The 16,144-nt window shown below is 61.9% G+C and carries 11 protein-coding genes; 6 read left to right on the top strand and 5 right to left on the bottom strand.

Annotated elements, in window-relative coordinates:
- Window position 1: 1 nt before the first annotated feature.
- A complete protein-coding gene (gene ppsA, locus ACZ445_RS22715) occupies window positions 2–2,377 on the bottom strand; it encodes a phosphoenolpyruvate synthase (protein ID WP_464707605.1) in 2,376 nt (791 codons plus the stop codon).
- A 178-nt stretch (window positions 2,378–2,555) separates the two neighbouring features.
- Here ppsA and ppsR point away from each other — a divergent pair, with 178 nt between their 5' ends.
- A complete protein-coding gene (gene ppsR, locus ACZ445_RS22720) occupies window positions 2,556–3,374 on the top strand; it encodes a posphoenolpyruvate synthetase regulatory kinase/phosphorylase PpsR (protein ID WP_003193298.1) in 819 nt (272 codons plus the stop codon).
- A 128-nt stretch (window positions 3,375–3,502) separates the two neighbouring features.
- Here the strand turns inward: ppsR and ACZ445_RS22725 are convergent, their stop codons facing one another.
- Window positions 3,503–4,927 (bottom strand): aminotransferase-like domain-containing protein, encoded by a 1,425-nt coding sequence (locus ACZ445_RS22725; protein ID WP_058427380.1) that lies wholly within the window; start codon window positions 4,925–4,927, stop codon window positions 3,503–3,505.
- 160 nt (window positions 4,928–5,087) lie between these two features.
- Here ACZ445_RS22725 and ACZ445_RS22730 point away from each other — a divergent pair, with 160 nt between their 5' ends.
- Genes ACZ445_RS22730 through ACZ445_RS22750 form a run of 5 tightly spaced genes read left to right on the top strand, consistent with a single transcriptional unit; the run spans window position 5,088 to window position 10,576 of the window.
- Window positions 5,088–5,981, top strand: a complete 894-nt coding sequence (locus tag ACZ445_RS22730) for a DMT family transporter (protein ID WP_179029402.1) — start codon at window positions 5,088–5,090, stop codon at window positions 5,979–5,981.
- A gap of 41 nt (window positions 5,982–6,022) precedes the next feature.
- Window positions 6,023–7,885, top strand: coding sequence for a molybdopterin-synthase adenylyltransferase MoeB (gene moeB / locus ACZ445_RS22735; protein ID WP_464707606.1), 1,863 nt, complete (start codon window positions 6,023–6,025; stop codon window positions 7,883–7,885).
- Between the two features lie 15 nt (window positions 7,886–7,900).
- A complete protein-coding gene (locus ACZ445_RS22740; RefSeq protein WP_058427504.1) occupies window positions 7,901–8,815 on the top strand; it encodes a PLP-dependent cysteine synthase family protein in 915 nt (304 codons plus the stop codon).
- A gap of 37 nt (window positions 8,816–8,852) precedes the next feature.
- On the top strand, window positions 8,853–9,845 hold the full coding sequence (locus ACZ445_RS22745; RefSeq protein ID WP_058427383.1) for a serine O-acetyltransferase: 993 nt from the start codon (window positions 8,853–8,855) through the stop codon (window positions 9,843–9,845).
- Between the two features lie 2 nt (window positions 9,846–9,847).
- Window positions 9,848–10,576: an alanyl-tRNA editing protein gene (locus ACZ445_RS22750; protein WP_464707607.1), complete on the top strand. Its 729-nt coding sequence runs from the start codon at window positions 9,848–9,850 to the stop codon at window positions 10,574–10,576.
- 69 nt (window positions 10,577–10,645) lie between these two features.
- Here the strand turns inward: ACZ445_RS22750 and prpD are convergent, their stop codons facing one another.
- From prpD to acnD, 3 genes are all read right to left on the bottom strand, one after another.
- Window positions 10,646–12,130, bottom strand: coding sequence for a 2-methylcitrate dehydratase (prpD, locus tag ACZ445_RS22755; protein WP_464707609.1), 1,485 nt, complete (start codon window positions 12,128–12,130; stop codon window positions 10,646–10,648).
- 203 nt (window positions 12,131–12,333) lie between these two features.
- Window positions 12,334–13,524 (bottom strand): 2-methylaconitate cis-trans isomerase PrpF, encoded by a 1,191-nt coding sequence (prpF, locus tag ACZ445_RS22760; protein ID WP_058427386.1) that lies wholly within the window; start codon window positions 13,522–13,524, stop codon window positions 12,334–12,336.
- A 9-nt stretch (window positions 13,525–13,533) separates the two neighbouring features.
- Window positions 13,534–16,128, bottom strand: coding sequence for a Fe/S-dependent 2-methylisocitrate dehydratase AcnD (gene acnD / locus ACZ445_RS22765; protein ID WP_179030380.1), 2,595 nt, complete (start codon window positions 16,126–16,128; stop codon window positions 13,534–13,536).
- Between the last annotated feature and the right edge of the window lie 16 nt (window positions 16,129–16,144).

Raw genomic sequence — 16,144 nt, forward strand, 5'->3', positions numbered from 1 at the left:
CTTAGGCGGACGCTTGACCTTCCGCCAGGAAGAACCAGGTTTCCAGCACGGAATCAGGGTTCAGCGAGACGCTTTCGATGCCCTGTTCCATCAGCCATTTGGCCAGGTCAGGATGGTCGGAAGGGCCTTGGCCGCAGATGCCGATGTACTTGCCAGCCTTGTTACAGGCCTGGATGGCGTTGACCAGCAGCTTCTTGACCGCAGGATTTCGCTCGTCGAACAGGTGGGCGATGATCCCCGAATCGCGGTCCAGGCCCAGGGTCAGCTGGGTCAGGTCGTTGGAACCGATGGAGAAACCGTCGAAGAACTCCAGGAACTCTTCGGCCAGGATGGCGTTGGACGGCAATTCGCACATCATGATCACGCGCAGGCCGTTTTCGCCACGGGACAGGCCGTTTTCCGCCAGCAGGTCGACCACCTGACTCGCTTCGCCCAAGGTGCGCACGAACGGCACCATGATCTCGACGTTGGTCAGGCCCATCTCGTTGCGCACGCGCTTGAGGGCGCGGCATTCGAGCTCGAAGCAATCACGGAACGCTTCGCTGATGTAACGCGAGGCGCCACGGAAGCCCAGCATCGGGTTTTCTTCTTCCGGCTCGTAGAGCTTGCCACCGATCAGGTTGGCGTATTCGTTGGACTTGAAGTCCGACAGACGCACGATGACCTTTTTCGGGTAGAACGCCGCCGCCAGCGTGCTGATGCCTTCCACCAGCTTCTCGACGTAGAAGCCCACCGGGTCGTTGTAGCCGGCGATGCGCTTGTCGACGCTTTCCTTGATGTCCAGCGGCAGGCCGTCGTAGTTCAACAGGGCCTTGGGGTGCACGCCGATCATACGGTTGATGATGAACTCCAGGCGGGCCAGGCCCACACCGGCATTCGGCAATTGCGCGAAGTCGAAGGCACGGTCAGGGTTGCCGACGTTCATCATGATCTTGAACGGTAGGTCCGGCATGGCGTCGATGGAGTTCTGCTTGATGTCGAAGCCCAGTTCACCTTCGAAGATGAAACCGGTGTCGCCTTCGGCGCAGGACACGGTCACGCCCTGGCCGTCCTTGAGCAGTTGGGTGGCGTTGCCGCAACCGACTACCGCAGGGATCCCCAGTTCACGGGCGATGATCGCCGCGTGGCAGGTACGCCCGCCACGGTTGGTGACGATGGCACTGGCGCGTTTCATCACCGGTTCCCAGTCCGGGTCGGTCATGTCGGAGACCAGTACGTCACCTGGCTGGACCTTGTCCATCTCGGACACGTCCTTGATGATCCGCACCTTGCCAGCGCCGATGCGCTGGCCGATGGCACGGCCTTCCACCAGCACGGTGCCGGTTTCTTTGAGCAGGTAGCGCTCCATGACATTGGCCGACGTGCGGCTTTTCACGGTTTCCGGACGGGCTTGCACGATGTACAGCTTGCCGTCGTCACCGTCCTTGGCCCACTCGATGTCCATCGGGCACTTGTAGTGCTTTTCGATGATCATCGCTTGCTTGGCCAACTCGCTGACTTCAGCGTCGGTCAGGCAGAAACGTGCGCGTTCGGCCTTGTCGACTTCAACGGTTTTCACCGAACGACCGGCCTTGGCCTCGTCGCCGTAGATCATCTTGATGGCCTTGCTGCCCAGGTTACGGCGCAGGATGGCCGGGCGGCCCGCTTCGAGGGTGCCCTTGTGTACGTAGAATTCGTCGGGGTTGACCGCGCCCTGTACGACGGTTTCACCCAGGCCGTAGGCGCCGGTGATGAACACCACGTCACGGAAGCCCGATTCGGTATCGAGGGTGAACATCACGCCGGCCGTGCCGGTTTCCGAACGCACCATGCGCTGCACACCGGCAGACAAGGCCACCAGCTTGTGGTCGAAACCCTGGTGCACACGGTAGGAAATCGCGCGATCGTTGAACAGCGAGGCGAACACTTCCTTGGCGGCGCGAATGACGTTTTCCACGCCGCGGATGTTCAGGAAGGTCTCTTGCTGGCCGGCAAAGGAGGCGTCCGGCAGGTCTTCGGCGGTGGCCGAGGAGCGCACGGCGACGGCCATGTCCGGGTTGCCGGCCGACAGGGTGGCGAAGGCGGTACGGATCTCTTCGTTGAGCTTCTCGGGGAACTCGGCTTCCATGATCCATTGGCGGATCTGGGCACCGGTCCTGGCCAGGGCGTTGACGTCATCGACGTCCAGGGCGTCCAGCGCGGCGTGGATCTGAGCGTTGAGGCCGCTCAGTTCGAGGAAATCGCGGTAAGCCTGGGCCGTGGTGGCGAAACCACCGGGCACCGACACACCAGCGCCTGCAAGATTACTGATCATCTCGCCGAGGGATGCGTTCTTGCCCCCCACGTGCTCCACATCATGGACGCCGAGCTTATCGAGGGAAACTACGTACTCTACCAAGGTGATCTCTCCACTTTCTGTGTTGGAAAAGCTCAGGACGCCGGCTGCTCAGTAGGAGCATTCGCCAGCGCTTGTGGCCTGGACCTGGAAAATAAGTGAGAATGCGGCCCACTGCGGGACGGCAAAATCGCGCCTATCATATCCAAGATTCGCCATCAGCTTAAGGCCCAGGGCTCAAATGAAACGATCTGCTTTCTTTATCTCCGACGGCACCGGCATTACAGCCGAAACTCTGGGTCAAAGCCTGCTCGCGCAGTTCGAAAACATTACCTTCGCCAAATTCACACGCCCCTACATCGACAGCGTGGATAAAGCGCGGGCCATGGTACAACAAATCAATCTGGCGGCTGAAAAAGACGGTTTTAGGCCGATCATTTTCGACACCATCGTCAATCAAGACATCCGTGAGATTCTCGCAACGTCGAATGGTTTCATGATCGATATTTTCTCGACCTTCCTGGCGCCACTGGAGCAGGAGTTGAGTGAACACTCCTCTTATTCGGTCGGAAAGTCCCATTCCATTGGGCACAACTCCAACTATATGGAGCGTATCGAGGCGGTGAACTTCGCCCTCGACAACGACGACGGCGCCCGTACGCACTACTACGACAAGGCCGACCTGATCCTGGTCGGCGTGTCGCGCTGCGGCAAAACGCCCACCTGCCTGTACATGGCCATGCAGTTCGGGATTCGCGCGGCCAATTACCCGCTGACTGAAGACGACATGGAGCACCTGACGCTGCCGGCGGCCTTGCGCGCGCATTCGCACAAGCTGTTCGGGCTGACCATTGATCCGGACCGCCTCACCGCGATCCGCAATGAGCGCAAGCCCAACAGTCGCTATTCGAGCTATGCCCAGTGTGAGTTTGAAGTGCGCGAAGTAGAAAATCTGTTCCGCCGGGAGAATATTGCGCACATCAATTCCACGCATTTCTCGGTGGAAGAGATTTCGGCGAAGATTCTGGTGGAGAAAGGCGTGGAGCGCAGGTTCAAGTAAGGGTGGCGCCTGGACTGGCCTCTTCGCGGGCAAGCCCGCTCCCACAGTTGACCGAGTTCCAGCTCTGGAATGCGGTCAAAATGTGGGAGCTGGCTTGCCTGCGAAGAACGATAACGCGGTGAACCTGCCTACAGCTGAAACCTTCCTCCCCCCTGCCCCAGCGCCGTGGCCAGCGCATCAAACCCCGCCCGCAACAACTGATCATCCCCCGACGTATTGCAGATACTCGCCCGGATAAACTGCGGCACCGCTGTCTGCCCCACGGCAAAAGCCTCGGCGGTGGCGATCAGGTAATTGTTCTGCTTGAGTTCGGCCTCGATTTCCGACGCCCGCCACGGTTCCGGCACTTCTATCCAGAAGTGCGGGCTGTTGAGGTGAGTGCGGTACTCCAGGCCCGCCAGCAGGTCGCGGACCAGCGCCTTGCGGCGGCTGATCTCGTTGATCTGCTGGCGCAGCAGGTATTCCGCCGTGCCGTTTTCGATCCACTGGGTTGCCAGCTCAAGGGTAACTGGCGTGGCCATCCAGCAGGTCGAACGCAGGGCCGCCGAAATACGGCTGACCAGCGCGGGCGGCGCATGTACATAGCCCACACGCAGCCCGGCGGACACCGCTTTGCTCAGGCTGCTGATCAGAATCGTACGCTCAGGGGCGAAATGGCTGAGGGGCGGCGGTCGATCTTCCACAAGTACACCGTGGGCTTCATCCTCAAGAATCAGCAGATTGTGTTCACGGCACACCTTGGCCAGCGCCTCGCGACGCGCCACCGAGAGCACAGCGGTGGTGGGGTTCTGGATGGTCGGCGTGCAGTACAGCGCTGAAATCCGGTGATTACGACAGACTTCGTCCAGTGCGCTCGGCAGCACGCCTTCTTCGTCCATCTCCAGACCGATCAGCCGGATACCCAGCATGCGCGCGGCGGTGATCAGCCCGGGATAGGTCAGCTGTTCAGTGACCACCGTATCGCCGGCCCGCAACAGTGCCATCATCGAGCAGAGCAAGCCGTGCTGGCCGCCGTTGACGCAGATGACCTGCTCGGGAATCGGATGAAAATCGCGCTGCACCAGCCATTGCGCACCGGCTTCACGGTAGCGCGGCAAGCCGGCGTCCGGCGTGTAGGCGCTGATGTCCTGGAGGAACTTGGCGTTGGTCGACAGGGTTTGGAAGCTCTGGGCCAGGAACACCGTCTCCTGCCCCGGGATGTGCATGTTGCGGCTCATGTCGAAGTATTGGCGCGGCTCTTCGCTGAAGTTGCGAAAACCTTCATCGCGCTGGCGCTCCATACCACGCTTGCGTACGAACGTACCGTCCCCCACCCGCGCCACCACCAGCCCCAGGCGTTCCAGCTCGCCGTAGGCGCGGCTGATGGTGCCGATCGTGACGCCAAGATTGTCGGAAAGTACCCGATGGGGCGGCAGTTTTCTTCCTGGTTCAATCAAGCCTTCAAGGATGCCCCGCTCCATGACGTCGGACAGGCGCTTGTACTTCACGCCCTGACCGTTGGACAACCCCTCACGCATAATTGACACCATGTCAATATTTGTTTTGACAGCCATCTTTCGCCCTAATAGTGTGCTTTTACGGGTTCAATCGCCGAATTTTACAACTCATTACAAGCTCAATATAGAGTTCAATTCCGGCTCAGGGAAGCAATAAACGATGCCAATGTCCGCCGTTCTCGAAAACACCGCCAAGACCAAAACCCAAAAACAGTGGCTGGCCGGGCTGATCACCAGTGTGATGTTCCTGATCGTGTGCCTGAGTTGGGGCACCACCTGGCTGGGCATCAAGATTGCCGTGGAGAGCGTGCCGCCGCTCACCTCCGCGGGCCTGCGCTTCCTCATCGCCTTCCCGCTGTTCCTGTGCTTTGCCATGGTGCGCCGCGAGCCGGTCCTGTTTCCCCGCGAGAGCCGCTGGTTCTTCGTGTTCGTGACCCTGTCCTACTTCAGCGTGCCCTACTACCTGCTCAACTACGGCGAGATGCATGTCTCGTCCGGCCTCACCGCGCTGCTGTTCAGTTGCATGCCGGTGTTCATCCTGATTTTCTCCGCGCTGTTCCTGCGCGAACGCATCTACTTTTCCCAGGTGGTCGGTATCGGTATCGGCTTCGGCAGCCTCTACATGATCATCAAGAGCCAGGGCCTGCACCTGGACCACGCCGAGTTCTTCGGGGTACTGGCGATTCTGACCGCCGCGATCATGCATGCCTTGTGCTACGTCATCACCAAGCAGAAAGGCAGCGCCATCAGCGTGATCACCTACAACACCCTGCCCATCGGTATTGCCGGGCTGATGCTGTTCGTCGCCGGGCTGTGGTTTGAGACGCCGACTTTCGAAGCCATCACCCTGCGGTCGTGGGGTGCGCTGTTCTACCTGGGGCTGGTGGCCTCGGTGGGTGGGTTCATCGTGTACTTCATGCTGCTCAAGCGCTTGAGCCCGATCATCCTGTCGTTCGTGTTCATCATCTTCCCGGTGTTCGCGGTGATCATCGGCGCCTGGTACGAAGGCGTGTCGATTTCTCGCGACCTGATGCTGTACTCGGCCATCCTGCTGGCCGGCTTTGCGATCACCAAGCTGCCCGTTGAAAAACTCCTGGCCAAGAAAAATTGACCCTTGCCCTGCCCCATCAACTTCAGCCACGCGAGAGAAACATGGACGTCCTCCGCCCCGAAGCCCTGGAACAGATCTACGCCCACGCCAGCCGCGGCTACCCCGAGGAGTGCTGTGGTTTTGTCTTCGCTGACGGCAGCGTGTACCTGGGCAGCAATATCCAGAACGAGCTGCACCGCAAGAACCCCGAGATGTACCCGCGCAGCGCCGCCAACGGCTACACCTTCTCGGTGGCCGACACCCTGCTGCTGAGCAAGGCGTTTCGCAGCGATAACCCGGTGGTGGTGATCTACCACTCACACCCGGATGTCGGTGCCTATTTCAGCGACGAAGACGAGGACAAGGCGCTGTTCATGGGTGAACCGATCTACCCCGTCAGCTACCTGGTGGTCGACGTTCGCCAGGGCCAGGCCCTCGGTTCCAAGCTGTTTGCCTGGGATGGCAAGCATTTCGCCCTTCAACCTTTCAACGACCTGCACACGGAGTTGTCCATGAACGCTGTCTCTTTCCCCGACATTCTGGTTCGCGTGGCCAAGCTGCCGGAATCGACCCTCGAGGGCGCCGGAACGACATTGCGCGAAGTCATTGAAAACCTCTGCAGCAGCCACCCGCAGTTGCGTGCGCACCTGTTCCACGAGAAGAACAACCAGCTCAAGGAACACTTCCTGTTTACCGCCGAGGAAGAACTGGTCGGCGCCGACGACCCACTGCCGGAAAAAGCCCGGATCGAAGTGCTGCTCGCCACCTCGGGTGGCATGGATGTCGACGCACTGAGCAATGAAGAAGTCCAGCGCTACGTGCGCCACATCACCCTGCCCGGCGTCGGCCGCGAAGGCCAGTTGAACCTCAAGAAAGCCAAGGTGTTGATCATCGGCACCGGTGGCCTGGGCTCACCGATCAGCCTGTACCTGGCAGCAGCCGGCGTCGGCACCCTGGGGCTGGTGGACTTCGATGTGGTGGAAAGCAGCAACCTGCAACGCCAGATCGTCCATGGCAACAGCACCCTCGGCATGCCCAAGGTCGAGTCCGCCAAGCAACGTCTGCAAGACCTCAACCGTCATATCCAGATCAACGCCCACGACACCGCCCTGAATGCCGATAACGCCCTGGAACTGGTGGGCGCCTACGACCTGGTGATCGACGGAACCGACAATTTCGACACCCGCTACCTGGTCAACGACGCCTGCGTGCAGTTGGGCAAGCCGTTGGTATACGGCGCCATCTACCGTTTCGACGGGCAGATCAGCGTACTCAACTATAAAGGTGGCCCCTGCTACCGCTGCCTGTTCCCCAGCGCGCCGCCCGCCGAACTGGCGCCCAATTGCAGCGCCGGTGGCGTGATCGGCGTGTTGCCCGGTGTGGTCGGGATGATCCAGGCCACCGAGGCCATCAAGCTGTTGATCGGCATCGGTGAACCGCTGTCCGGCCGCTTGATGCGCTTCGATGCGCTGGCAATGAAGTTCAGCGAGATCCGCTTCAAGCGGCGTGCCGACTGCCCGTGCTGCTCCGAACTGCGCCATAGCGAAAGCATGGCACCGGCTGTCTGTGCAGACGCTGTGCCCAGCCAGCCGTCCCTGGCCGAAGAGCGCTACATAAAGCCCCGTGTACTCAAGCAATTGCTCGAACACCCGCGCAGCGTCGATGTATTGCTGGACGTGCGTGATGCCAGCGAACTGGAGGTGTGCAAATTGCCAGGTGTGGTGCATATCCCCCTGGCCGAACTGGACAATCAGCTCGAGCGCCTCAGCCGGGACAACACCCACTATCTGATCTGCTACGCCGGCACCCGCGCCGAGCAAGCCGCCAGCACCTTGCTGGCGGCGGGTTTCGCCAACACCAAAGTCCTGCAGGGCGGCATGAAGCATTGGGTTCGCGACGTCGAACCCGACATGCCCTTGTATTGAGTCGAGGACTGAATGATGTTGCACAATTCCATTCTCGACGTCATCGGCCAAACGCCGATCGTGCGCCTGGCGCAGTTCTCCGAAGACCTCGGTATCGAGGTCTATGCCAAGCTCGAATCCCTCAACCCGGGTGGCAGCCACAAGGCGCGCATTGCCTTGGGCATGATCCTCGACGCCGAACGCCGGGGCGTGCTGATCCGTGACTCCGGGCAAACCATCATCGAGCCCAGCGGCGGCAATACCGGTATCGGCCTGGTCATGGCCGGCAATGTGCTGGGCTACAAGGTGGTGCTGGTGATCCCCGACAACTACAGCCCCGAAAAACAGAAGCTGCTGCGCCTGTACGGCGCCAAGGTGGTGCTGTCGGACAGCCGCCTGGGCAACAATTCCCACGGCGAAAAATGCATGGAACTGCAGTTGGAAAACCCCAGCTACGTGATGCTCAACCAGCAGCGCAACGGCGCCAACCCACAGACCCATCGCGACACCACCGCACCGGAAATCCTGCGTGCGTTCGGCGAGCGTCGCGCCGACTACTTTGTCAGCGGAATCGGCACCGGCGGGCATATCACCGGTATTGGCGAAACCCTGAAAGCCGCCTGGCCGGGGCTGCGCGTCATGGGGGTGGAACCGGAAGAATGCGACCTGCTGAAAAACCAGCATGCGCCGCACCATATCCAGGGCCTGTCGATCGGCCTGATCCCGAGCATCCTCAACCTGGACGTGATCGACGGCATGCTCAAGGTCTCGCGCCAGGACTGCATCGACATGATGAAACGCATCATGCGCACGGATGCCATCAGCCTGGGTTTGTCCTCGGCCGCCAACATGGTGGCCGTCGCCCAACTCGCCCCGGAACTGCCGCCCGAAACGGTGGTGCTGACCATGGTCTACGACAATGCCGACAGCTACCTGCCCAGTTTCGAATAAGCGGTTTTCCAACCAATCAGACGACGGGGGTGCCTCAATGGGTGGCTTTATCGACATGCAACAGTTGCACGATGAGTTGCTGACTCACCTCATCAAGACCCTCACGCTGGCACAGATGAAACAGCTGGAGCCGCATCTGGCACCGCTGGTACAGAATGCCGCCCAGGCGGTGGCCGAGGATTTGATCGCCTACGCCTACCGCGACCCGGCATCCCGTGGGCGCGGTGAGCTGATCCTGGAGTCCTACGCGTCGTTCAAGGCGGTGCTGTATTACCGGCTGGCGCACCTGGTGTGGCATTTCCCCGACCGCACCAACGGCGTCTTCTCGCGTATCGCCCTCAAGCTGAGCAACCAGGGCAAGGTGCTTTCCGGCGCCGAGATCCACCCGGCGGCGCGCATTGGTCGGCGCTTTGTACTGGATCACGGCTACGGCACCGTGATCGGCGAAACGTGTGAGATCGGCAACGACTGCTACATCCTCTGCGGCGTGACCCTGGGCGCCCGTGGCATCGCCAACAACCCCGACGGCAAGCGCCACCCACGCCTGGGCAATAACGTCGAGGTTGGTTCCGGCGCCCGCGTGCTCGGCTATGTACTGATCGGCGACAACGTGTTTATCAGCCCCTCCTGCGTGATCACCCAGGATGTGCCCGCCGGCACCAAGGTGAAGGTGGTGAACCAGATCCAACTGCAAAAAAACGACGAGTCGGACCACAGCAATTACCTCGGCGCCTTTGCCCTGGATGAGCGTCTGCACGTGGTCGGCGAGATCAATGCGAGCCATAAGGTCACGGTACTGGACGCCGACTTCCATCCCTTGCCTGGGCTGATGCTGGAGCCCACGGTGAAGGAGCGTCATCACCTGCAATTTCGCCTGCATCGCATCGAGTCGGGCAACCACCTGCCACGCCTGCCGCTGAACCTGAAGGTCTGCGGCCCGGAATTTGAAATCACCCTGCTTTCCCCGCCTGGCTTGAGTGCGATGGTGCGTTCCCTGTTGCAAGCCAGCCCATTGATCGTTGGAGGTTGAACATGTCCGTGCACACCATGGAAACCCTGGCGCTGTTCGACAGCGCACCCTACCAGAACGCCTTCAGCGCCCGAGTGATTGCCGTCAGCGAACACGGCGTCGCCCTGGAACACACGTTGTTTTACCCCACCGGGGGCGGGCAGCCAGGCGACACGGGCCACCTCACACTGGAGGACGGTACGCGGGTCGAAGTGACCGGCACAGTACGCGACCCGGTGCAGCGCTCAATCATCTGGCACCAGGTGGAACACTGCCCCGAGCAATTGACCGCCGGAGTGCAGGTGGACGCCGGCCTCGACTGGGACCGGCGCTACCAGCACATGAAGATGCACACCTGCCTGCACCTGCTGTGCTCGATCATCGACGCGCCGGTCACCGGATGCAGCATCAGTGCAGACAAAGGTCGCCTGGACTTCGACCTGCCGGAAATGACCCTCGACAAAGACAGCATCACCCGCGACCTCAACGCGCTGATCGAGCAGGCCCACCCGGTGAAAACCCTGTCGATGCCGGCCACCGAGTACGCCACCCTGCTGCAGATCACCCGCACCCAGGCGGTGGCACCGCCGGTGATTCAAGGTGCGGTGCGGGTGATTGAAATCGCCGGTATCGATATCCAGCCGTGCGGCGGCACCCATGTGCTCAACACCGAAGAAATAGGCCGGGTGTTCTGCGAGAAGATCGAGAAGAAGAGCAAACACAACCGCAGGGTCATACTGCGATTCGAGTGAACACGGTCAACTGTGGGAGCCCCCCCTCCAACATTCATTGGGTTTCCACAGATAAATACGGGATGCCTGCTAGATCACGAACAGATCAACAAACCGGTTTACCGGAGTTGCCTCAAGCCGCGCCTGATCTTTGCACAACGCAAAAATCTCGGCGCTGCGCTGCGCGGTAAAGCGCGTGGCCAGGTTGGCCTTGAACTTGTCTTCCAATAACGGAATGCCATCCACCCGGCGACGGCGATGGCCGATCGGGTACTCCACCGCCACCTGCTCGGTGCTGCTGCCGTCCTTGAAGAACACCTGCACCGCGTTGGCGATGGAGCGTTTGTCCGCCTCCAGGTATTCGCGGCTGTAGCGGGGGTCTTCGACGATGACCATTTTGTCCCGCAGCGCGTCGATGATCGGATGGGCGGCGTGGAATTCGTCTTCGTACTGCTCGGCCACCAGATTGCCGAACGCCAGCGGCACGGCGGTCATGTATTGCAGGCAGTGGTCACGGTCAGCGGCGTTGGCCAGTTGCCCGACCTTGGAAATGATACGAATCGCCGACTCATGGGTGGTGATCACGATACGTTCGATTTCCTGCAGGCGATCCTTGACCAACGGATGCAAGGCCACCGCCGCTTCGCAGGCCGTTTGCGCGTGGAACTCGGCGGGGAAGCTGATCTTGAACAGCACGTTTTCCATCACATAAGTGCCGTAGGGCTGGGACAGGCTGAACCCGCGCTTGTCCTGCGGCTTGAGCGCCAGGTCCTTGTTGGTGTGGCTGAACAATACGTCGTAGAACCCCCACTGCGGTGCGCTTAATACACCGGGGATGCCCATCTCGCCGCGCATCGCGATATCCGCCAGGCGCACACCCCGGCTGGAGGCATCACCCGCCGCCCAGGATTTGCGCGAACCGGCATTCGGCGCATGCCGATACGTACGCAACGCCTGCCCATCGACAAACGCGTGGGACAAGGCCGCGAGCAGTTGCTCACGGTTGGCGCCCATCAGCTTGGCGGTCACTGCCGTGGAGGCGACTTTTACCAGCAGCACATGGTCGAGGCCGACGCGGTTGAACGAGTTTTCCAGGGCAATCACGCCCTGGATTTCGTGGGCCATGATCATCGCTTCCAGCACCGCGCGCAGGGTCAGCGGTGCCTCACCGTTGGCCACCCGCTTTTGCGACAGGTGATCGGCCACGGCGAGAATGCCGCCGAGGTTGTCCGAGGGGTGGCCCCACTCGGCGGCGAGCCAGGTGTCGTTGTAGTCGAGCCAACGCACGATGCAGCCGATGTCCCACGCCGCCTTGACCGGGTCCAGCCGGAACGAAGTGCCCGGTACACGAGCGCCAAACGGCACCACCGTGCCCTCGACCATCTGCCCCAGGTGCTTGGTGCACTCCGGGAAACGCAGGGCCAGCAGGCCGCAGCCCAGCGTGTCCATCAGGCAGTTACGGGCGGTGTCCAATGCGGCCTGGGAATCGATCCGGTAAGTGAGGACATAGTCGGCGATGTCCTGCAGGACCTGGTCGTAGTCGGGACGGTTGTTCTGGTCGACGTTGGCGCTCATGGCAGTACTCCTAAAAGGTTGGGTTAGTCCTCAGGATCACGGTTGATCGCTCCATCGCAGGTCTGGCCGCCTGCTTGGGGGTATGAAGATCCAATGTGGGAGGGGGCTTGCCCCCGATGGCGGTGGGTCAGTTGATATATGTGTCTGCAGACACACCGCTATCGGGGGCAAGCCCCCTCCCACACTGGGGACAGTGTGGGTTGTTAGAAAGCGTCGCCGGGGACGCGTACGAAGCCCTCCATCAGCACCCGGGCGCTGCGGCTCATGATGGCTTTTTTCACCACCCACTCGCCGTTTACCTGGGTGGCTTCAGCGCCCACACGCAACGTGCCAGACGGGTGCCCGAAGCGCACCGCATTGCGCTCCACGCCACCGGCCGCGAGGTTGACCAAGGTCCCGGAAATCGCCGCCGCCGTGCCGATCGCCACCGCCGCCGTGCCCATCATCGCGTGGTGCAATTTGCCCATGGACAGTGCACGTACCAGCAGGTCCACATCACCTGCCTTGATTGCCTTGCCGCTGGACGCCACGTAGTCCGCCGGCTTGGCCACAAACGCCACCTTCGGCGTATGTTGGCGTTGAGCGGCTTCGTCCAGGTGCTGGATCAGGCCCATGCGCAACGCGCCATAAGCCCGCACGGTTTCGAACATCGCCAGGGCCTTGGGGTCGCTGTTGATCGCACCTTGCAGCTCGGTGCCGGTGTAGCCGAGGTCTTCGGCGTTGATAAAGATGGTCGGGATGCCAGCGTTGATCAGCGTCGCCTTGAAGGTGCCGACGCCGGGCACTTCCAGGTCGTCCACCAGGTTGCCGGTAGGGAACATCGACCCGCCGCCGCCCTCTTCTTCCGCTGCCGGGTCCATGAATTCCAACTGCACTTCGGCGGCCGGGAAGGTCACGCCGTCCAGTTCGAAGTCACCGGTTTCCTGCACGGCACCGTCGGTGATCGGCACATGGGCGATGATGGTCTTGCCGATGTTGGCCTGCCATACACGCACCACGGCCACGCCGTTGTGGGGCACGCGGGCCGGGTCGACCAGGCCGGCGCTGATCGCGAAGGAACCCACCGCCGCCGACAGGTTGCCGCAGTTGCCACTCCAGTCCACGAACGGCTTGTCGATGGAGACCTGGCCGAACAGGTAATCCACGTCGTGATCGGCGCGGCTGCTTTTGGCCAGGATCACGGTTTTGCTGGTGCTCGAGGTGGCGCCGCCCATGCCGTCGATTTGCTTGTCGTAGGGGTCGGGGCTGCCGATTACCCGTAACAGCAAGGCGTCACGCGCAGCCCCCGGCACCTGCGCCGGTTCGGGCAGGTCCGTGAGGCTGAAAAACACACCCTTGCTGGTGCCGCCACGCATGTAGGTGGCGGGGATCTTGATTTGCGCTACGTGTGCCATGGTGTCCCCTCACGCCGTCGCCGCCGATTCCAGGAAGTCCTGGGCAAAACGCTGCAACACGCCACCCGCCTCGTAGATCGACACTTCTTCGGCGGTGTCGAGGCGGCAGGTCACCGGCACCTCGACACGTTCGCCATTCTTGCGGTTGATCACCAGGGTCAACTGCGCGCGTGGAGTGCGCGCACCGACCACGTCATAGGTCTCGCTGCCGTCGATCTTCAGGGTGTGGCGGTCGGTGCCCGGCAGGAACTCCAGCGGCAACACGCCCATGCCCACCAGGTTGGTGCGGTGGATGCGCTCGAAACCTTCGGCGGCAATCGCCTCCACACCGGCCAGCCGCACGCCCTTGGCCGCCCAGTCGCGGGACGAGCCCTGGCCGTAGTCGGCGCCAGCAATGATGATCAGCGGCTGCTTACGCTCCATGTAGGTCTCGATGGCTTCCCACATCCGCGTGACCTGGCCTTCCGGCTCGATACGCGCCAGGGAACCCTGCTTGACCTTGCCGTTTTCCACCACCATTTCGTTGAACAGTTTCGGGTTGGCGAAGGTGGCGCGCTGCGCGGTCAAGTGATCGCCCCGGTGCGTCGCGTAGGAGTTGAAGTCGACTTCCGGCAGGCCCATTTTCGCCAGGTATTCGCCGGCGGCGCTGTCGAGCATGATCGCGTTGGAGGGCGACAGGTGGTCGGTGGTGATGTTGTCCGGCAGCACCGCCAGCGGGCGCATGCCCTTGAGCGGACGGGCACCGGCCAGCGCGCCTTCCCAGTAAGGCGGGCGGCGGATATAGGTGCTTTGCGGACGCCAGTCGTACAGCGGCGCGACTTTCGGACCAGTGTCTTCGTGGATGGCGAACATCGGGATGTAGACCTGGCGGAACTGCTCCGGCTTGACCGAGGCCTTGACCACCGCGTCGATCTCTTCGTCGCTCGGCCAGATGTCCTGCAGGCGGATTTCCTTGCCGTTGGCGTCGAGGCCGAGCACGTCTTTTTCGATGTCGAAGCGGATGGTGCCGGCAATCGCGTACGCCACCACCAGCGGCGGCGACGCGAGGAACGCTTGCTTGGCGTAGGGGTGGATTCGCCCATCAAAGTTGCGGTTGCCCGACAGCACAGCGGTTGCGTACAGGTCGCGGTCGATGATTTCCTGCTGGATCACCGGGTCGAGGGCGCCAGACATGCCGTTGCAGGTGGTGCAGGCGAACGCCACCACGCCGAAGCCGAGCTTCTCCAGCTCATGCCCCAGGCCGGCTTCTTCCAGGTACATGGCCACGGTTTTCGAGCCGGGTGCCAGGGACGATTTGACCCACGGCTTGCGCGTCAGACCCAACTTGTTGGCGTTGCGCGCCAGCAGGCCGGCGGCGATCACGTTGCGCGGGTTGCTGGTGTTGGTGCAACTGGTGATAGCAGCGATGATCACCGCGCCGTCGGGCATTTGCCCCGGCACTTCATCCCACTGGCCGGAAATACCCTTGGACGCCAGATCGCGGGTGGCGACGCGAGCATGCGGATTGCTCGGGCCGGCCATGTTGCGCACGACACTGGACAGATCGAAGGTCAGCCCACGCTCGTACTGCGCGCCCTTGAGGTCATCGGCCCACAGGCCGGTGTGGCGAGCATATTGCTCCACCAGGGTGACTTGCTCGTCTTCACGGCCGGTGAGTTTCAGGTAGGCGATGGTCTGCTGGTCGATGTAGAACATCGCTGCGGTGGCGCCGTATTCCGGGGCCATGTTGGAGATGGTTGCGCGGTCGCCAAGCGTCAGTGCCGAAGCGCCTTCGCCGAAGAATTCCAGCCAGGCGCCGACCACTTTCTGTTGACGCAGGAACTCGGTCAGCGCCAGCACCATGTCGGTGGCGGTGATGCCGGGTTGCAGCTTGCCCGTCAGTTCAACGCCGACGCTTTCCGGCAGGCGCATCCACGAAGCGCGACCGAGCATCACGCTCTCGGCTTCCAGGCCGCCGACACCGATGGCGATCACGCCCAGGGCATCCACGTGGGGGGTGTGGCTGTCGGTGCCGACGCAGGTATCGGGGAAGGCCACGCCGTCGCGCACCTGGATCACCGGGGACATTTTCTCCAGGTTGATCTGGTGCATGATGCCGTTGCCCGGCGGGATCACGTCGACGTTCTTGAAGGCCTTCTTGGTCCACTCGATGAAGTGGAAACGGTCTTCGTTGCGACGGTCCTCGATGGCGCGGTTTTTCTCGAACGCGTCCGGGTCGGAACCACCGGCTTCGACGGCCAGGGAGTGGTCGACGATCAGTTGGGTCGGCACCACCGGGTTGACCTGGGCCGGGTCACCGCCTTGCAGGGCGATGGCGTCACGCAGGCCGGCGAGGTCGACCAGGGCAGTCTGGCCGAGGATGTCGTGGCAGACGACACGGGCCGGGAACCATGGGAAATCGAGGTCACGCTTGCGTTCGATCAGTTGGCTCAAGGACGCGTTGAGGGTGGCCGGGTCGCAGCGGCGCACGAGGTTTTCCGCAAGCACGCGGGAGGTGTACGGCAAGGTGGCGTAGGCGCCGGGGGTGATTGCCTCGACAGCCGCGCGGGCGTCGAAGTAGTCCAGGCGGCTGCCGGGAAGCGGTTTGCGAAATTCAGTGTTCATCGTCAGGACTCGGTCA

It is taken from the genome of Pseudomonas allii (assembly GCF_055380095.1).